The following is a 17,507-nucleotide window of genomic DNA, read 5'->3' as shown; positions in this document are numbered from 1 at the left end:
GAACGTGGGTCCCGCAGGCACCCCCGCCTTGATTGCAAACCAGAATACTTTTTGCGGAAGATACTGAAATGGCTGTTCATGACGTTGTAGTCCCCCAATTCTCCGAATCCGTGTCCGAAGGCACGCTGCTCAACTGGAAGAAGAAGCCAGGTGAAGCCGTCGCCGTCGACGAGATCCTGATCGAAATCGAAACCGACAAGGTCGTGCTCGAAGTGCCGGCTCCGTCGGCTGGCGTGCTGACCGAAATCCTGAAGGCCGACGGCAGCACCGTCGCTTCGGGCGAACTGCTTGCCAAGATCGACACGGCTGCCGCCGCGGGCGCCGCCCCGGCCGCTGCCGCACCGGCTCCTGCTGCCGCCCCGGCCGCGGCGCCTGCCGCCGCTGCTCCGGCCGCCGCACCCGCCGCCGCATCTGCGCCTGCCGCAGCGATCCCGTCGCCTGCCGCCGCCAAGCTGCTGGCCGAAAAGGGCATTGCCCCTGAATCGGTCGACGGTTCGGGCCGCGGTGGCCGCATCACCAAGGGCGATGCCCTGAACGCCTCCGCGCCTGCCGCTGGCCAGGCCGCGCCTGCCGCGCCGAAGGCCCCGGTTGCCGACGCCACGACGCTGGTCAACGGCCGTCCGGAACAGCGGGTGCCCATGAGCCGCCTGCGTGCCCGTGTTGCCGAACGTCTGCTGCAATCGCAAGCCGAAAACGCGATTCTGACCACGTTCAACGAAATCAACATGCAAGCCGTGATCGACTTGCGCAACAAGTACAAAGAGAAGTTCGAGAAGGACCACGGCGTCAAGCTGGGCTTCATGTCCTTCTTCGTGAAGGCCGTGGTTGCCGCACTGAAGCGCTATCCGGTCGTCAACGCGTCGGTGGACGGCAAGGACATCGTCTACCACGGTTACTTCGACATCGGTATCGCCGTGGGCAGCCCGCGCGGCCTGGTCGTGCCGATCCTGCGCAATGCCGACCAGCTGAGCCTGGCCGAGATCGAAAAGAAGATCGCCGAATTCGGCCAGAAGGCCAAGGACGGCAAGCTGGGCATGGACGACCTGACCGGCGGCACGTTCTCGATCTCGAACGGCGGTACGTTCGGTTCGATGCTGTCGACCCCGATCATCAACCCGCCGCAATCGGCCATCCTGGGCGTGCACGCCACCAAGGAACGCGCCGTGGTCGAAAAGGGCCAGATCGTCATCCGTCCGATGAACTACTTCGCGCTGTCGTATGACCACCGCATCATTGACGGCCGTGAAGCCGTCCTGGCCCTGGTCGCCATCAAGGACGCCCTGGAAGATCCGCAGCGTCTGCTGCTGGACATCTAAGGAGTCACTGAACAATGGCTAAACAATTCGACGTCGTCGTCATCGGCGCGGGCCCTGGCGGCTACATCGCCGCGATCCGCGCAGCCCAGCTGGGCATGTCGGTCGCGTGCATCGACGCATGGTCCAACGCCAAGGGCGGCCCTGCTCCAGGCGGGACCTGCACCAACGTGGGCTGCATTCCGTCCAAGGCGCTGCTGCAATCGTCCGAGCATTTCGAACAGGCCGGCCACCACTTTGCCGATCACGGCATCAAGGTGGAAGGTCTGGGTCTCGACCTGGCCAAGCTGCTGGGCCGCAAGGATAACGTCGTCAAGCAGAACAACGACGGCATCCTGTACCTGTTCAAGAAGAACAAGGTCACCTTCTTCCATGGCACGGCAGCCTTTGCCGGTCAGGTCGAAGGCGGCTGGGCCATCAAGGTCACCGGCAATGCGTCCGAAGACCTGGTCGGCAAGCACGTGGTCGTCGCAACGGGCTCCAGCCCGCGCGCCTTCCCGGGCATGCCGTTCGACGAAAAGCAGATCCTGTCCAACGAAGGCGCACTGACGATCCCCGAAGTGCCCCAGCGTCTGGGCGTGATCGGCGCGGGCGTGATCGGTCTGGAAATGGGCAGCGTGTGGCGCCGCCTGGGTGCCGAGGTCACGATTCTTGAAGCCATGCCAACCTTCCTCGGCGCCGCCGACGAACAGGTTGCCAAGGAAGCCTTCAAGGCGCTGACCAAGCAGGGTCTGAAGATCACGATGGGCGTGAAGATTGGCGAAATCCAGTCGGGCGACACCATCACGGTCAACTACACCGACGCCGCTGGCGCCGCCCAAACGCTGGTGGTCGACAAGCTGATCGTGTCGATCGGCCGCGCGCCGCACACCACGGGTCTGAATGCCGAAGGCGTGGGCCTGAAGCTGGACGAGCGGGGTTTCATCGAAGTCGACGGCGACTGCAAGACCGGCCTGCCCAATGTCTGGGCCATCGGCGACGTGGTTCGTGGCCCGATGCTGGCGCACAAGGCCGAAGAAGAAGGCGTTGCCGTGGCCGAGCGTATCGCTGGCCAGCATGGGCACGTCAACTTCAACACCGTGCCTTGGGTCATCTACACCAACCCCGAAATTTCGTGGGTGGGTCAGACCGAACAGTCGCTCAAGAACGAAGGCCGCGCCTACAAGGCCGGTACCTTCCCGTTCCTGGCCAACGGCCGCGCACGTGCATTGGGTGACACGACCGGTCTGGTCAAGATCCTGGCCGATGCCACGACCGACGAAATCCTCGGCGTGCACATCGTCGGCCCGCAAGCGTCCGAGCTGATCTCGGAGTGCGTGGTCGCGATGGAATTCCGTGCCGCGTCCGAAGACATCGCCCGGATCTGCCATGCGCATCCGTCGCTGTCCGAAGCCGTCAAGGAAGCCGCTCTGGCGGTGGACAAGCGCGCGCTGAACTTCTAAGTCGGCTTGGTGGGCGCGCTGCGTCCGCCAGGATTGATGAAGAAGACGATGCCTTGCGGTAAATGAAGGCAGCAATAAAAAAGGCCTGCCGGGGAAACCTGGCAGGCCTTTTTCATTGAGGGTCATCGTCTCGGTGCTGGCCAGTTCAATCCAGCGATACACCTGCAGCCTTGATCTGCTCGGCGTACCTGCGCCGATCCCCATCCAGAAACGTCGCATACGCCGCCGGGTCCATGTCGAGCACGGTCAGCCCGACACCGGTGATATACCGTTGCTGGAACTCGGGCCGCCTAATGATGCGGGAGACGTCCGCTGCCACGCGGCTGACGATGGGTGCGGGCGTGCCCCGGGGCGCCACCAGTCCGAACCACGAACTGGACGCCATGCCGGCCACACCTGACTCCGCAAAGGTCGGCACGTCGGGAAACAGCGGGTGTCTTTGCGCGGCGGCCACGGCCAACGCGCGGATCTTGCCGCCCTTGACCAGCGGGATGGCGGATGGCGGGCCTGCAATCGTGAAGTCGATCTGTCCGCCTGACAGCGCCGCCATCACCTCGGTCACGCCCTTGTACGGAATGTGGTTGAACTTGACGCCGGCAGCGCGGGCCAGGGCCTCGGCGTCCAGATGCGCTTTGCTGCCCAGGCCGAAAGTGCCGTACGTCACCTGGCCAGGGCGCGCCTTGGCCTGTTCGATCAGGTCTTGCGCGGTCTTGCCCGGAAAGTCCTCGCGCACCACCAGCAGACCTTCCGTCGCCACCAGATTGATGACCGGGACGAAGTCGTTGACGGGGTCATACGGCAGCTTCTTGTACAACTGCTGGTTGGCCGATAGCGTCGGGTCGTTGGCCATCAAGAAGGTGTAGCCATCCGGCGCAGCCTTGGCTGCCGCTTCCGCTCCGATGATGGTATTGGCGCCCGGCCGGTTTTCCACGATCACGGCCTGGCCCCATTGCTGGCCAAGTTCCTGACCAATGCCGCGCATCAGCACATCGGTCAGCCCGCCGGCGGTGAAGGGCACGATCACCCGGACGGGCCGGGTCGGCCAGGCAGCCGTGGACGAGGGCGCGGCCTGGGTCGGCGGCATGGTCTGGGCTTGGGTCTGAGCCTGGGTCCGGGTCCGGCCCTGGATCTCGGCCTGTGCCGGGACCTGGCTCTGGGCCTGGGCAGGCTGCGTTAGGCAGGCGGGGAACACCACCGCAGCTGCCAGGCTGCGAAGCAGGGTACGCATCAATGTCTCCTTGGAAGTCGTCGCCTTCAGGCGATCTGTCGGTTCTGGTCGCGCCAATACGGCTCTCGCAGGGCTTTCTTGTCGATCTTGTTGGTGCTGACAACGCGTGGCATGGTGTCCACGATCTGCAGGATCTTGGGTTTCTTGTAGCTGGCGATCAGTGCCCGGCAGTGCGTGACGGCGTCGTCCAGCGACAGCTCGGCCCCTGGCCGCAGAACCACCACGGCCATGACGGATTCCCCCACTGCGGATCGGGCACGCCAATCACGGCGGCCTCGGCCACCGCCGGGTGCGCCAGCAGGGCTTCTTCCACTTCCCTCGAATAGATGTTCTCGCCGCCCGATACGATCATGTCCTTGCGCCGGTCCACGATGAACAGAAAGTGGTCGTTGTCCCAGTAGCCCATGTCGCCGGTTTTCAGGTAGCCGTCGTGGAAGGCGGCCGCGGTGGCATCGGGGCGTCGCCAGTAGCCCTGCATCAAAGCGGGTGAGCGGACCCAGATGTCCCCGACTTCGCCCACGCCGCATTCCGTGAAGTCATCGCGCATGATGCGCATGTCGGTGTCGAAGTAGGGTTGCCCTGCCGATGCCAGCCGCTTGACCTGGTCGGCGGGTCCTTCCAGCACGTGCTGGTGTTTCTGAAGCACACTGCCCAGGCCCACTTCGGTCATGCCATAGATCTGCATGAAGATCGGGCCGAAGGCCGCGCGTGCGCGCCGCGACAGCGCGACGGACATCGGGGCCGATGCGTAGACGATGGTATGCAGCGATGACAGATCGCACGCATGCTGCGCCAACGCCTCCAGCAGCATCTGGATCATGGTGGGCGCCAGATGCGCGACGGTCACACGTTCAGCGGCGATGCTGTCCAGGACCCGCACGGCATCGAAGGTCCGGTGCAGCACGATGGTGCCGCCCGCGATCAGGTAGGTGAAGAGTTCGGTCGGCCCGCCTATGTGATAGAACGGCATCACGATCAGCATGCGATCGGTCTGGCTGGCCAGGTGCGAAATGGCCTGTGATCGTGTCTGCTCCAGTTGCCCGGCGCTACCCAGCATGACGCCCTTGGGCAAGCCCGTGGTGCCACTGGTGTAGATCAACAGAAAGGTATCGTCGTCCTGCGCACGCAGGGTGGGCGAAGCCGCTGCGCCGGTGGCCAACAGCGCTTCGTACGACATGGCCCACGAAGGAACCGGCATGGCCGCGCTTGCGGCGCCGTCAACTGCCGCGGCTTCGGCGCCGTCACCTGCTGCGGCTTCGACGCCGCCGCCTGCTGCGCTTGCGGCGCCGTCCTGAACCCCCGCGCTGTCGACCGCCGTGTTCTCGGCTACGGAAGCCGCCAATCCGTTGATGCAGACATACATCACCGACGGATTCAGGCTGGCACGCAAGCCTTCCACTCGGTCGGTGTAGCAGTCTTCGAAAAACACCACCGCCGGATCGGCGTCCTGCAGGATCACGGTCTGTTCAGGCAAGGACAGCCGATAGTTGACACCGACACCGATCAGCCCGCCCACGGCAGCGGCCCCGTAGATTTCAAGATACTCGACGCAGTTGCGCGACAGGATGGCGATACGGTCCTGCCGCTTCACACCCCGCTTTTCGAGCGCGCTCAATAAGTGGCGAATGCGGGCGAACAACTGGCGGTGCGTGACGGTTCGCCCCTCGAACCGCACGGCCGGATGATCGCCGAAACACTGCGCGTTCCGGATGAACACGTCTCCCATATTCATGTCGCGGTGCTCCGTCGGTGGATAAGCGTGGAGATCTGTCCTTCATGCGCGATGCCGCCGCCCGACTTGACCAGGCGTACGCGGCGCTCGATCACGGCGCGTGCACCGTCGCGTGTCTCGCGCTTTCCTGTCAGTTCGACCTCGGCATGGACCGTGTCATTCACGAACAGGGGCGCACGAAAGTTCCATTCGTTCAGTCCCAGCGCCGCGATGACCGCGTCGCCCAGTTCGGGCAAGTGCGTCGCCATGCCGAGGGCCAGGTGGATGCCGTAGCTGCCCTGGAACATGCGTTGGCCCGCCGCGGTCGTGGCCGCGAACGATGCATCGGCATGGATGGGATGCCAGTCGCCGCTGGTCATGCATGACCATGCCAGCTCGGCTTCGGTCAGCGTGCGGGCCGGGCCCCGCCAGGTCATGCCGACTTCCAGGGTGTCGAAGGTGTGCATACCGGTCATGGCGCGCCGCCCAGGCTGGCGTCCAGAAAGGCGGTAGTGCGTGTGTGCGCCGTCTCGCGCGAGGTCGATGTCTCGCGCGTGTAAAAGCCGTGGCCTGCCTCTTCGTACACGTGCAAGGTAACATCGGGCCGCGTGGCCAGCGTGTGTGCAATCTGCTCGCGCGCCGTGGCGTCGATATAGGTGTCTCTCGCACCGATATGCAAAAGCAGCGGGCATGCCACCCGATCCGCCTCGTCCAGGTTCTTTTCAATGCCCACGCCGTAGAACGACACGGCCGCATCGACGTCGATGCGTGTCGCACACAGGTAGGCCAGCTTGCCGCCCAGGCACATGCCCAGTACGGCGACCGGCGCGTCGGGCCCCACTTCCTGGTGCGCGTAATCCACCACGCGCGCGATATCCTGGACGGCCAGGGATTCATCGAACTGCTTCAGGGCCTCGAAGGCCAGGGCAATGTCTTCTTTCGAATGCGACAGCTCGATGCCCGGGCGAATGCGCCAGAACAGGTCCGGCGCCAGGGCCAGATAACCCTCGGCCGCATAGCGGTCGGCCACGTCCCGGATGGCGTGAGTCACACCAAAGATTTCCTGAAGGATGACGATGGCGCGGCCATTCGGACGGGCCGGGCGGCTGACGTAGGCCTGGAACGAATGTTCGTCGCCGGCGGACAGGGTTACCGTGGACACAGCGCCGGTGCCGGAGGCAGCAGACGTCGATGCGGCGGGCATCGATGCGGCGGGCGTCGATGCAGCAGACGTCGATGCAGCGGGCGTCGATTCAGCGGGCGTCGATTCAGCGGGCGTCGATGCGGCAGTCATGGATTGCGAAGTCATGGGCATCCTCAGAATGCGTAATTGCCTTTGAGCAGTTCGCGGGCGATCGAACTGCGGTGGATTTCGGTCGTGCCGTAGCCGATGGACATGCCACGCACGTCACGGAAATGCCGTTCGTACGGGTACTCCTCGGACAAACCGTAGGCGCCGGCCAGTTGCATCGCCTCGTTCGTGACCCGCACCGCCATCTGATTGACATAGGTCTTGGTGATGGACGTGTCGACGATGCTGGGTTCCCCGGCATCGACCCGGGCAGCGGCGCGGTAGAGCAGGGCGCGCGCCGCTTCGACATCGATCGCCATGTCGGCCAGCTTCCACTGCAAGCCTTGCTGCTCGGCCAACGGCTTGCCGAACTGCGTGCGCTCCTGCAGGTGGGCCGTGATGTGCTCAAGCGCGGCCTCGGCCACGCCCAGGCAGATGGGCGGATTGCCGGCGATGCGGTCGGCATCCAGGACCTGGAACAGCTGGCGCATGCCCCCGGCGGGCAGCAGCAGGTTGCTCGCCGGAATGCGGCAGTCCTGGAACACCAGTTCGGCCATGCCCGTGCCGCGCAGGCCCAGCAGGTCCAGATGCTTGCTTACCGTAAATCCTTGAGTGTCCCTGTCGATCAGCACCGCGCCGACGCCGGCCAGTCCGGGGGCGGAGCTCAGCCTGACCAGCACCAGGAACAGGTCCGCCACCTGCGCGGCCGTGCACCACAGCTTGCTGCCGTTCAAGACCAGATGGTCGCCGTCGGGCACCGCCCTGGTCTGTACATTGCCAACGTCCGATCCCGCGTTGGCCTCCGACATGCTCCAGGCGGTCAGCAGCTCGCCCTTGGCGATGCGATGCAAATATTTTTCCTTTTGCGCTTCGCTACCCAGATGGAGCAGGGCGCGCGGCGTCGCGCCGTCGGTGCACGAGAACAGGATGGCGGTATTGGCGCAAGAACGCGCCAGCTGTTCGATCACCAGCACCGTTTCCATCAATCCCAAACCGGCGCCGCCGTAGGCTTCCGGCAGGAACAGGCCGGTGTAGCCATGCTCGGCCAGCACCCGCACGTTCTCCACCGGCGGCCGGTACTGGCGGTCGGCGTGCGCCGCACCTTGCGCAAATTGTTCTCTGGCCAGCGTGCGTACAGCGTCGCTGATCAGACGTTGGTCCTCATTGAGCCCGAACTGCTGCATGTGCAAATATCCTCAAGATCGTGTGAAAGACGTCACGCGGTCCCAGTCCACCTGCTGCGCCAACCCGGCCGTCGCGGGCAGGCGCAGCCGCCCGTCACGGATCGCGGGAAGGTCGGTGATCTGGGCTGTCATCGCCAGGTACCAGGTTGTCTCGGCCGGAAGTGCCGTCGCGGGCAGACAGGCGGCTTGCGCCAGTGCCGTCAGGGTGCCCAGCGCGCTTTCGCCAAACATGCCGACCACGGTCTGGGCATGGTGCGCAGCGGCCAGTTCCGCCATCTGGCGGGTCGCCGTCAATCCGAAGCGCCCGGGTTTGAGGCTGAGCGCCCGCGCGCCTTGTGCAAGAAACAGCGCCGCGTCGCGTACGCAGGTGTTGCCGAAGTCGACCAGCACCGGAGAGGCCAGCGATTCCTGCAAGACCTGGAACGCCGCATCCGGGGCAAGCGGGCTCGGGTCTTCGACCAAGGCTGCGCCGGCACTGGTCATGGCCTCGACGTAGGCTTTGGCGGCGTCCCGCGGATAGGCGCCATTGGCGTCAACAAACAAAGCGATATCGCTTCCTACCGCCGCACGGATTTCGCCAACGGCCTGCACGTCAATGTCCAGTCCCTGGCCACCCTTGATCTTCAGCGCGCGAAAGCCGTAACGGGCGATCACATCGACCGCTTCCCGCACCATCAACCTGGGCGCCTGGCGTGTCAGCACCCAGGACAGGTCCACCGCGTCCCGCCCGCCCCAGAGTTGCCATAACGGTTTGCCGGCCGCCGCCGCACGCAGGTCCCACAGCGCGTTATCCAACAGCGTGCAAGCGGCCTGCTGACCCGGGATCATGGCGCACCGGGCCGCAACGGTTGCCGGGTCCGACACGTCCTGGCCGTCCAGCCACGGCAGCCGCACGTCTTCCAGGGCGGCCGCGATGGTGCGGGCGCTCGCCCCGTTCCAGGTCGGTTTGAGCACGGTTTCGGCGATGCCTTCTTGCCCCGTATCCGCGGTGAGCCGCAACAACAGAAAATCCGCGCCGTCCTCGATGGTGTCCGACCACGCGACGGCGCGCGCATACGGCAGGCGATAGCGGTAGAGCGTGTGGCCGACGATACGCATGGCTACCCCTCAGTTCGCGACCGCGCCCGACGCGCGGATGATCGGCCCCCACTTGGCGGTTTCGGCATGCATGTACGTCAGAAAGGCGTCCTTGGTCAGCACGTTGGGCTCCAGACCCTGCGCGGCCAGCCAGTCGCGCGATTCGGCGGTGCCCAGATTGCGGGTCAATGACGCGGCCAGGGTGTCGACGACATCCAATGGCGTGCGGGCAGGCGCGGCCATCGAATACCAGGCCAGTACTTCGAAATCCGGGTAGCCCGCCTGCGCGACCGTGGGCACGTCGGGCACCAGCTTGCTTCGTGCCTTGCTGGTGACCGCAATGGCGCGCAGCCTCCCGTCATTGACCAGGGCCAGCGTGCCGGGAATCGTGACGAAGGCAAAGGCCACGTCACCCCGCACCACCGCCGAGATCGCATCCGATTGCCCTTTGTAGGGCACGTGCTGGACAGCCACGCCGGTTTGCCCGCGCAGCAGTTCGCCAGCCAGATGCCCGCTGGTCCCGTTGCCGGCGGACGAAAAGCTGATCCTGCCGGGTTGCGAGCGGGCCCGCTCCACCAGCTCGCTCACGGTCTTGATGTCCAGGCCGGGGTTGACGATCAGCAGATTGGGCGCTGACGCCAGCATCGCGATATGCGTCAGGTCGCGCATCGGGTCGAACGGCAGCTTCGCATATAGGAAGGGGTTGAAGATGTGCGTCGGCAGCCCGCTTACCAGCAAGGTGTAGCCGTCGGCGGGCGCCTGCACGGCCTGCTCGGTCCCCACATTGCCGCCCGCGCCCGGGCGATTCTCGATCACGAAGGCCTGACCCGTCTGCTTCTGCATCTGGTTGCCGACGTAACGGGCCAGCATGTCCACCGTGCCTGCCGGGGCGAACGGCACGATCACGCGCACGGGCCGCACAGGCCAAGCCGCGATCCGCGAGGTCGCCTTGTCGGCTGGGGCGCCACCCGCTTGATCGGCGGCGTTCCTGGACGCACCTGCGGCCGCCGTGCTGGCGGAACTGCCCGCTGATGCGTCAGCCGCCGACGCCGGCGACGACAGCGCTGCCGACAGGGTGGACACCACCGCCGCCAGCCTCCACAAAGGTCCGATCGCGGCCGCGCGCAACGCGCACCGCCGCTGGGTGAACAGGGGATTCATGGTTGGTCTCCTCCGGGTGCCTCATCGACGCCCGAGGTCTCGGCCTCGGTGCGTTCCCACAGTGTCCGCGCAATGGGATTGCGCAGCTCCTCGGCCAGATGGCCGACGATGCCGACCGACCGCCCGATCACCGCCAGCCCTCGGCACAGCTGCCACGGGATGGCCAGTTCGCAGCACAAGGCGCCCAGCGCGCCGGTGGCGTTGACGGGCAACTGGCCTGGTTTGTTGGCGGCACGTTCGGCTTCCACGGAAATCGCGTTCATCAACGCGACATACCGCCCGTGCAGACCGTGTTCCCCGGCGAGTTCGAACAGGCGCGTCGTGCGCGGATCGACCGGCTTGTGCAGGTTGTGGCCCAGGCCGGGAATGGGGCGGCGCGCGGCGCGATGTTCGGCCACGATGCGCGCGGCCAGGACGTGGGTGGCGTCACCCGCAGTTCCATATGCCGCCTGCAGCAGTTTCGCCGCGCCTTCCGCCGTCCCGGCAAACGTGCTCCCGATGCCGCACAGCCCGGCCGCCACGGCCGCCTGCAGTGATTCCGGCGCCCCCAGGTAGGTCAGCCGCGCCGCCATCACCATCGGCGTCATCCCGTGCTCCACCAGCGTTGCCAGCATGGCATTGAACACGACAGACTGGTGCGCGTCGGGACGTTTGCCCGTGATTTCCAGGAACGCGAAATCGCCCAGGTTCAGCGTGCCCAGCACGTCGTCACACAGGTCCAGGCCCTGCACCGTAATCGTGGTTGCCGTGCTGCGGCCCATGGCCGAACGCATGGGGGGGCGCCTCGTTGCATCATGTCTCCTCGGTGGCCCTGCTTTATTTTTCCGCAAGGTACCATTCGCTGAGCACGCTCAACAATCGAAGCGCTTCATACACACTATGACCAAAATCGATGTGACCGATATGGATCTGAACCTGCTCACCGCCTTCCAGGCCCTGATGCAGGACCGGAACGTGACCCGTGCGGGCCTGCGGCTTGGGCTGTCGCAGTCCTCCATGAGCCATGCCTTGACCCGGCTGCGCAAACTGACCGGCGACCCCCTGTTCGTGCGGCTGCCCGGCGGCATGGAACCCACCGCCTATGCGCTGCAGATCGACACGCCGATACGCGAAGGGCTTGCGCTGATGCAGGCCGGCCTGAACCGCGTCACGCACTTCGAACCCGCCACCACCGATCGCACTTTCCAGTTGCTGCTCAGTGACATCGGCGAACTGGTGTACCTGCCGCAGCTGATCGTGCGCCTGTCGCAGATCGCGCCGGGCGCCAACCTGCGTGTGCTGCAACTGCCGCGCGAGTCCTACCGAGACGCCTTCATCGCCGGTAACGCCGATCTTGCAATGGGCTTTCTGCCCAGCCTTCAAGCAGGCTTCTACCAGCAGCGGCTGTTCGATGATTCATATGTGTGCCTTGCGCGCAGCGATCACCCGCGCGTAGGCAAGCGGCTGAGCCTCAAGCAGTTCGCCGCCGAATCCCACGTCCTGATCGAGCCCGCCGGGTCGCGCTACAGCCACGCCAGCGCGCAGCATTCCACGACGTCGCTCATCGAACGCTACCTGGCCAGCAAGAACATGAAGCGCCGCATCGCCTTGCGCGTGCCGCACTTCATGGTGGTGCCCAGCATCGTCCAGCAGACCGACCTGCTCGCCATCGTGCCGAGTTATGTCATGGCCTACATGAAGCCCATGCCCGGGCTGAAAACCCTGCCGCTGCCAATCGATGTCCCGCGATTCGAGGTCAAGCAGTTCTGGCATGAACGCAGCCACCACGATCCCGCCAATCAGTGGCTGCGTAAGGTGGTGGCCGAGCTGTTCCTGCAGTGATGCAGGCCTGACGTTGGCGTCATCGCACCGACCCCCACTTCTCAGCCGCAACCGGAAACTGGATGAATTGCGGCGAGCGTGCGCCCTGGTATTCGCATGCCGCTATTGAGATAAACTAGCCGTGACCATGCACCGTTCACTCTGGCGTTTTCTTCTTATCCTGTCGTTGCTGCTGACCCTGCCGATGCAAGGGTACGCGGCCGCGCGCATGGCGTCGTGCGATGCCGCGCTGGCGGGTGCGTTGGCCGAAGATGGAGTGCGGGCGATGGTGCGCGATGTGTTGTCCCATGACGGTCTGCAACATGACGCTGCTCACCACGACACCGGCGGGCATAGCAGCATGCAGGGACACGACACCCAGGGACACGACACCCAGGGTATAGCCAAGAACGGTGGGCACACTGCCCATGGCGCCGTCTGCACCAGCTGCACACCGTGCAGTCCAGCCGCCACGCTGACGTGCATCGATCCTGCCGTGACGACTCTCGTTTCCGTCCGGGTCGTCCCCCCACTTCTTGTTGCGCCCGCGTCGCCCGATCTGGCGCACCCCGAGCGTCCTCCCCAAGCCTTCCTCGCGTAGCGGACTGACAGCTTTCCCGCGGCACGCGACGCCTCGCGTTCCGTGCACGGATTGTCGGTCTTTCCGCGTTCGTTACGTTCGTTCCCGTCGATGTCACTGACGGGTTCCCACGACGTTCCGTGAGGACTTCATGTTTCATTCCATCTTTCCATCGGCGCGCGCGTCGTCGATGGCGCTTGCCCTTGCCCTTGCCTTTGCTTCCGTCGCGGCAAGTCCGGCGGGAGCCCAAGGCCAGGTGCCTGCCGCACCTGGCTACGCGTCGACGTTCCAGGACTATCGCGGCTTCATTGATGTACCCATAGGCGGGTGGGCGTCCGCTAATCGCGATGCCGCCGACTATGGAGGCTGGCGAGCCTATGCCAAGGCGGCCCGTGCACCTTCGGGTGCTGGTCAGGCTGGTCATGCCGGCCACACAGGCCACACAGGCCACACGGGCCACGCGAGCAACACGGGCCACACTGGCCACGTGGATCACACCGAAAAGCGGGAGCCGGCTGCGCCATCCGGCCACTCGGGGCATGACGCCTCGACCCAAACCAGCAGCCGCCCCCGGGCTGTCGCAGGTGACCGGCCATGACGACACAGACACGCTTTGCCAACCCGGTACGCCGGTTCCCGCAAACCGCGCTGGTGCTTGCCCTGGCTGCGGCGATGGCGGGATGCGCGTCGGTCGACATCGACCGCGCCGTCACCACCACCAATGAAGACGCCGCCGGCTTCACACAAGGCAATCTGCAACTGGCTCGGACGTCCGAACAGCAGCGCGATCGCGAGTCCGCGGCCGATGCCTTGCTGGACCAGCCGCTGAGCCAGAACGCTGCCGTCCAGCTGGCCCTGCAGAACAGTCCGCAGCTGCAGGCCATGCTGGCTCAGGCATGGGCAGATGCGGCCAATGGGGCGCAGATCGGCCGGCTGCCCAACCCGGTCTTGGACTTCGAGCGCATGCGAACGGTAGACGAGCTGGAGTTTGGCCGGCTGCTGGCCTTTGGTTTGCTCGACCTGATCACCTTGCCGCAGCGCGTTGGCACTGCCCAGCGGCGGACGGCACAGGTCAACCTCAGACTGACGCGCGACGTGGTGGCGCACGTGACGCAGGTGCGCCAGGCCTGGGTTCGGGCGGTCGCGGCGGAACAGTCGGTGGCCTATGCCAGGCAGGTCAATGACGCCGCGCAAGCCAGCGCCGAACTGGCGCGCCGGATGCAGGCGGCGGGCAACTTCAGCCGGCTGGAGCGGGCGCGGCAGCAGGCCTTCTATGCGGATGCCGCCACGCAGTGGGCGTCGGCCCGGCAGGCGGCCACGGCCACGCGCGCGCAGCTGGAACGATTGCTGGGCCTGACCGAGGCGCAAGCCGGCAGGCTGCAACTGCCGGCGCGGCTGCCGGATCTGCCGGCGTCGCCAACACCGCCCGATCGCGCCGCCCGCACGGCCAGTGCGGCGCGGCTGGACGTGCGGCTGGCTCAGGCCTCGTATGAAGCCGCGGCCCGCGCACAGGGGCTGACGCGCATCACTAGCCTGACCGACATCGAACTGGGTGTGCGGCACGACACGATGTTCGACCGCGGGGAGGGCGGGTCGACCCGCCGCAACGGCTATGAGGTCAGCGTGCGGCTGCCGCTGTTCGACGATGGCAGCCTGCGCCGTGATGCGATCGGTGCGCAAACGCTGGCGCTGACGCATCAGCTCGAAGCCACGCTGCGCGCGGCGGGCAGTCAGCTGCGCGAGTCGTATGGCGCTTACCGAACGGCCTACGACATCTCGCGCCACTATCGCGACGAGGTCGTGCCGCTGCGCAAATTGATCGCCGAGGAAAACGTGCTTCGCTACAACGGCATGTTCATCAGCGTGTTCGAACTGCTGGCGGACACCCGCGCGCAGGTCAACAGTGTGATCGCCGCGATCGATGCGGAACGCAACTATTGGCTGGCCGATGCGGCGCTACAGGCGGCCATTGTGGGGGCGCCGGTGGCGGCGAACCCGGCCTCCTCGGCAGGCGGCGCCATGTTGGCGGCACAAGGAGGCGGCGATGCCGGACATTGATCACCCAGGCACGGCACCGTTTTCCATCAATCTATCCAGGAGGGCGGCGTCATGACCACCCGCAGAGCTTTTTGAAATCCGCAGGCCTGGCGGGCGGCGCGGTCGCGGCGGGTGGTGTGAACCGGGTGGCGCTCGCAGGCCTGCCCGAGCTGGTCACGCAGACGTCCGCCGCGACCGCCGCGCCGTTGGTGCCAGACACCGGCCGGCCTTACCGTCCGGTGGTGACCCTGAATGGGTGGAGCCTGCCGTGGCGGATGAATGGCGGCGTCAAGGAATTCCATCTGGTCGCGGAACCCGTGGTGCGCGAGATGGCGCCCGGCATGAAAGCGCACCTGTGGGGCTACAACGGCCAATCGCCGGGACCGACGATCGAGGTGGTCGAAGGCGACCGTGTCCGTATCTTCGTGACCAATCGTCTGCCCGAACACACCAGCGTGCACTGGCATGGTCAACGGCTGCCCAACGGCATGGACGGCGTGTCGGGGCTGACGCAGCCCAGCATTCCATCGGGCAAGACCTTTGTGTACGAGTTCGTCGCCCGCCGGCCCGGCACCTTCATGTACCACCCCCATGCGGACGAAATGGTGCAGATGGCGATGGGCATGATGGGGACGTGGATCACGCATCCCAAGGTAACCCATCCGCTGATCGACGACGTGGATCGCGACTTCGTCTTTCTGCTCAATGCCTACGACATCGATCCCGGTTCCTACACCCCCAGGATCATGACCATGCTGGATTTCAATCTGTGGACCTGGAACAGCCGTGTGTTTCCCGGCATCGATTCATTGAACGTGCGGCAGCACGACAAGGTGCGGATTCGGGTGGGCAACCTGACCATGACGGATCACCCGATTCATGTGCATGGCCATGAATTCGTGGTGACGGGAACCGATGGCGGACCGACGCCGCGGGCAGGCCGCTGGCCGGAGGTCAGCGTCGACATTGCCGTGGGCCAGATGCGGCAAATGGAATTCGTCGCCGACGAGGAGGGCGACTGGGCGCTGCATTGCCACAAGAGCCATCACACCATGAACGCAATGGGGCATGACGTGCCCACGATGATCGGGGTCGACCATCGCGACGTGGCGCGGCAGATCACAAGCCTGATCCCCGACTACATGGTGATGGGCGAACGCGGCATGGCGGACATGGCGGAAATGGAAATGCCGCTGCCCGACAACACCTTGCCGATGATGTCGGGCGTGGGGCCGTTCGGGTCACTCGAGATGGGCGGTATGTTCAGCGTGCTGAAGGTCCGGCGCGATCAGCCGCGCAATGACTATGGGGATCCGGGCTGGTTCAAGCATCCTGCCGGCACGGTGGCTTACGAATATACGGGTGTGGTTCCCGAGCCGACTCGCGCGGGGTCCGGTACGCCGCCGGGTGCTGCGCCATCGACTGGGCGCGCCCATGCCGGTGTTGCGGGTGCCAGCACTGGCCTCTCTGGCGGCGCGGACGGCGCTGCGAGCATCGACATCTCGATACGCAAACCTCAAGGCCATCATGGCCACTGACCAAGGAAACCCTTCCATGTCCCACTTTTCACATGTCGCCGCCAGATTGGCTTTGGCGATGTCGATCTTTACTCCTGTCGATGGTGAGTGTTGCGCCAGGGCAAATCGGTGAGATTGTGTGGAAATTTACCGAGGCAGGAACGGTAGACTTCGCGTGCCTTCAACCTGGGCATTTCGATGCCGGGATGGCAGGGCAGGTAGCGGTAGCGGGCAATGCCGCTGCGAAAGGCACGCGTATCTCCCCGGCCGCCGCGCAGGAAGGCAAGCCCTCGCATCGACATTGAGCGCGATATGGCTTTGCCCCACCAATGACAGGTTTTGCTCACCAATAACAAGCGCGCTGTGCCGCATGCGTACGCGGCGTGTACTGACGTGTTTCCGAACTACCCACTATTTTTGGCTTTTGAAGGATGAAGACCACCATGTTCCAACAACGACGTCTCGTGCAGTGCGTGCTTGGGGCCGTGCTTGCCACCGCCGCCGCATCCACCTTTGCGCAGCAACCGCGCATGACGCCCGAACAACTGGCGATGAACCATGTTCCGGCCGAAGCGCCCAGCTGGGTCGAAGGCGAAGTCCGCCGCATTGACGCCGACGCGCGCAAGCTCACGCTGCGCCACGGCGAGATCCGCAACCTCGACATGCCCGGCATGACGATGGTGTTTCGTGTCCAGGAGGGCGTTGCGCTCGACAGCCTTAAGGTCGGCGACAAGGTGCGGTTCATGGCCGCGAACGACAACGGCCAGGTCGTACTGACGCAACTTCAAGCGGCGAACTGACCGGCGCGCCGCACGGCTTTGGTGCTCTCCCGGCCCCGATCCGGTGCGGCGTTTACTGAACGAATGGGTGGCCACTGGTATGACAACGGTCGTCCCCTACGGCCAGCGCGCGTGGCATAGGGTTTGCTTAGCGTTTCACCAGAGTAGAAGCAGTTAGCACGAGCCACCACGGGCACCGCCCCGCCTACGGCTTGTCCGGGACATTGCTCTCACGGCACAGGTTGGACCCCCAACGCGCGCCGTGCGCCGCCATGGCGGTTGTGTGCGATAGCGATCGTGTGCAACAGGGCTTCGTGATGTCTCCCGGTCAGCAGACCGCGTCCCCGATTCCTGCCGCATCCACCTTCCCGCTATCCATCCATCCGC

The 17,507-nt window shown here is 65.3% G+C and carries 14 protein-coding genes and 2 pseudogenes; 8 read left to right on the top strand and 8 right to left on the bottom strand.

From position 1 onward, the window contains the following. Positions 1 to 68: 68 nt before the first annotated feature. Both odhB and lpdA read left to right on the top strand, forming a co-directional pair. On the top strand, positions 69 to 1,316 hold the full coding sequence (gene odhB, locus ACNANG_RS01540; RefSeq protein ID WP_420225707.1) for a 2-oxoglutarate dehydrogenase complex dihydrolipoyllysine-residue succinyltransferase: 1,248 nt from the start codon (positions 69 to 71) through the stop codon (positions 1,314 to 1,316). Between the two features lie 14 nt (positions 1,317 to 1,330). Then, positions 1,331 to 2,755, top strand: coding sequence for a dihydrolipoyl dehydrogenase (gene lpdA / locus ACNANG_RS01535; protein ID WP_420225706.1), 1,425 nt, complete (start codon positions 1,331 to 1,333; stop codon positions 2,753 to 2,755). Between the two features lie 145 nt (positions 2,756 to 2,900). Here the strand turns inward: lpdA and ACNANG_RS01530 are convergent, their stop codons facing one another. The 8 genes and pseudogenes from ACNANG_RS01530 to ACNANG_RS01495 all read right to left on the bottom strand — a co-directional run bounded on the left by ACNANG_RS01530 (position 2,901) and on the right by ACNANG_RS01495 (position 11,180). Beyond that, entirely contained in the window at positions 2,901 to 3,983 is a 1,083-nt protein-coding gene (locus tag ACNANG_RS01530) for a Bug family tripartite tricarboxylate transporter substrate binding protein (protein WP_420225705.1), read from the bottom strand. Between the two features lie 26 nt (positions 3,984 to 4,009). Further along, positions 4,010 to 5,709, bottom strand: a pseudogene (locus tag ACNANG_RS01525) (class I adenylate-forming enzyme family protein). A 2-nt stretch (positions 5,710 to 5,711) separates the two neighbouring features. Continuing rightward, complete coding sequence (locus tag ACNANG_RS01520; protein WP_420225704.1) at positions 5,712 to 6,170, bottom strand: MaoC/PaaZ C-terminal domain-containing protein; 459 nt, start codon at positions 6,168 to 6,170, stop codon at positions 5,712 to 5,714. Then, positions 6,167 to 7,003: a dienelactone hydrolase family protein gene (locus ACNANG_RS01515; RefSeq protein ID WP_420225703.1), complete on the bottom strand. Its 837-nt coding sequence runs from the start codon at positions 7,001 to 7,003 to the stop codon at positions 6,167 to 6,169. Before ACNANG_RS01515 ends, ACNANG_RS01520 begins: the two co-directional genes overlap by 4 nt. Positions 7,004 to 7,011: 8 nt before the next feature. Next, positions 7,012 to 8,169, bottom strand: a complete 1,158-nt coding sequence (locus ACNANG_RS01510; RefSeq protein ID WP_420225702.1) for an acyl-CoA dehydrogenase family protein — start codon at positions 8,167 to 8,169, stop codon at positions 7,012 to 7,014. A 12-nt stretch (positions 8,170 to 8,181) separates the two neighbouring features. Further along, positions 8,182 to 9,267, bottom strand: a complete 1,086-nt coding sequence (locus tag ACNANG_RS01505; RefSeq protein ID WP_420225701.1) for a mandelate racemase/muconate lactonizing enzyme family protein — start codon at positions 9,265 to 9,267, stop codon at positions 8,182 to 8,184. A gap of 9 nt (positions 9,268 to 9,276) precedes the next feature. Beyond that, a complete protein-coding gene (locus tag ACNANG_RS01500; protein WP_420225700.1) occupies positions 9,277 to 10,407 on the bottom strand; it encodes a Bug family tripartite tricarboxylate transporter substrate binding protein in 1,131 nt (376 codons plus the stop codon). Then, the gene (locus ACNANG_RS01495) at positions 10,404 to 11,180 is read right to left on the bottom strand and encodes a citryl-CoA lyase (protein ID WP_420225699.1); all 777 of its coding nucleotides are present in this window, start codon (positions 11,178 to 11,180) and stop codon (positions 10,404 to 10,406) included. Before ACNANG_RS01495 ends, ACNANG_RS01500 begins: the two co-directional genes overlap by 4 nt. A 106-nt stretch (positions 11,181 to 11,286) precedes the next feature. Here ACNANG_RS01495 and ACNANG_RS01490 point away from each other — a divergent pair, with 106 nt between their 5' ends. The 6 genes and pseudogenes from ACNANG_RS01490 to ACNANG_RS01465 all read left to right on the top strand — a co-directional run bounded on the left by ACNANG_RS01490 (position 11,287) and on the right by ACNANG_RS01465 (position 17,141). Further along, positions 11,287 to 12,228 carry a LysR family transcriptional regulator gene (locus ACNANG_RS01490; RefSeq protein ID WP_420225698.1) on the top strand — a complete coding sequence of 314 codons (942 nt, stop codon included), beginning with the start codon at positions 11,287 to 11,289 and terminating at the stop codon, positions 12,226 to 12,228. Positions 12,229 to 12,355: 127 nt separating this feature from the next. After that, complete coding sequence (locus ACNANG_RS01485; RefSeq protein ID WP_420225697.1) at positions 12,356 to 12,808, top strand: hypothetical protein; 453 nt, start codon at positions 12,356 to 12,358, stop codon at positions 12,806 to 12,808. 573 nt (positions 12,809 to 13,381) lie between these two features. After that, positions 13,382 to 14,845, top strand: coding sequence for a TolC family protein (locus ACNANG_RS01480; RefSeq protein WP_420225696.1), 1,464 nt, complete (start codon positions 13,382 to 13,384; stop codon positions 14,843 to 14,845). Positions 14,846 to 14,916: 71 nt separating this feature from the next. After that, complete coding sequence (locus ACNANG_RS01475) at positions 14,917 to 16,362, top strand: multicopper oxidase family protein (protein ID WP_420225695.1); 1,446 nt, start codon at positions 14,917 to 14,919, stop codon at positions 16,360 to 16,362. A gap of 77 nt (positions 16,363 to 16,439) precedes the next feature. Next, positions 16,440 to 16,646 (top strand): annotated as a pseudogene (locus tag ACNANG_RS01470) (plastocyanin/azurin family copper-binding protein); the annotation flags it as partial. A 225-nt stretch (positions 16,647 to 16,871) separates the two neighbouring features. Next, complete coding sequence (locus ACNANG_RS01465) at positions 16,872 to 17,141, top strand: copper-binding protein (RefSeq protein WP_420225694.1); 270 nt, start codon at positions 16,872 to 16,874, stop codon at positions 17,139 to 17,141. The last annotated feature ends 366 nt before the right edge of the window (positions 17,142 to 17,507 follow it).

The sequence above is a fragment of the Pigmentiphaga litoralis genome (genome assembly GCF_048632615.1).
Taxonomy (GTDB): Bacteria; Pseudomonadota; Gammaproteobacteria; order Burkholderiales; family Burkholderiaceae_B; genus Pigmentiphaga; species Pigmentiphaga litoralis_B.
This window is presented reverse-complemented; position numbering and strand designations above follow the sequence as displayed.

Excerpts from the sequence above, each read along its gene's own strand:
- odhB (WP_420225707.1), top strand. The coding sequence starts at position 69 with ATGGCTGTTCATGACGTTGTAGTCCCCCAATTCTCCGAATCCGTGTCC.
- lpdA (WP_420225706.1), top strand. The coding sequence starts at position 1,331 with ATGGCTAAACAATTCGACGTCGTCGTCATCGGCGCGGGCCCTGGCGGC.
- ACNANG_RS01530 (WP_420225705.1), bottom strand. The coding sequence starts at position 3,983 with ATGCGTACCCTGCTTCGCAGCCTGGCAGCTGCGGTGGTGTTCCCCGCC.
- ACNANG_RS01520 (WP_420225704.1), bottom strand. The coding sequence starts at position 6,170 with ATGACCGGTATGCACACCTTCGACACCCTGGAAGTCGGCATGACCTGG.
- ACNANG_RS01515 (WP_420225703.1), bottom strand. The coding sequence starts at position 7,003 with ATGACTTCGCAATCCATGACTGCCGCATCGACGCCCGCTGAATCGACG.
- ACNANG_RS01510 (WP_420225702.1), bottom strand. The coding sequence starts at position 8,169 with ATGCAGCAGTTCGGGCTCAATGAGGACCAACGTCTGATCAGCGACGCT.
- ACNANG_RS01505 (WP_420225701.1), bottom strand. The coding sequence starts at position 9,267 with ATGCGTATCGTCGGCCACACGCTCTACCGCTATCGCCTGCCGTATGCG.
- ACNANG_RS01500 (WP_420225700.1), bottom strand. The coding sequence starts at position 10,407 with ATGAATCCCCTGTTCACCCAGCGGCGGTGCGCGTTGCGCGCGGCCGCG.
- ACNANG_RS01495 (WP_420225699.1), bottom strand. The coding sequence starts at position 11,180 with ATGCGTTCGGCCATGGGCCGCAGCACGGCAACCACGATTACGGTGCAG.
- ACNANG_RS01490 (WP_420225698.1), top strand. The coding sequence starts at position 11,287 with ATGACCAAAATCGATGTGACCGATATGGATCTGAACCTGCTCACCGCC.
- ACNANG_RS01485 (WP_420225697.1), top strand. The coding sequence starts at position 12,356 with ATGCACCGTTCACTCTGGCGTTTTCTTCTTATCCTGTCGTTGCTGCTG.
- ACNANG_RS01480 (WP_420225696.1), top strand. The coding sequence starts at position 13,382 with ATGACGACACAGACACGCTTTGCCAACCCGGTACGCCGGTTCCCGCAA.
- ACNANG_RS01465 (WP_420225694.1), top strand. The coding sequence starts at position 16,872 with ATGACGCCCGAACAACTGGCGATGAACCATGTTCCGGCCGAAGCGCCC.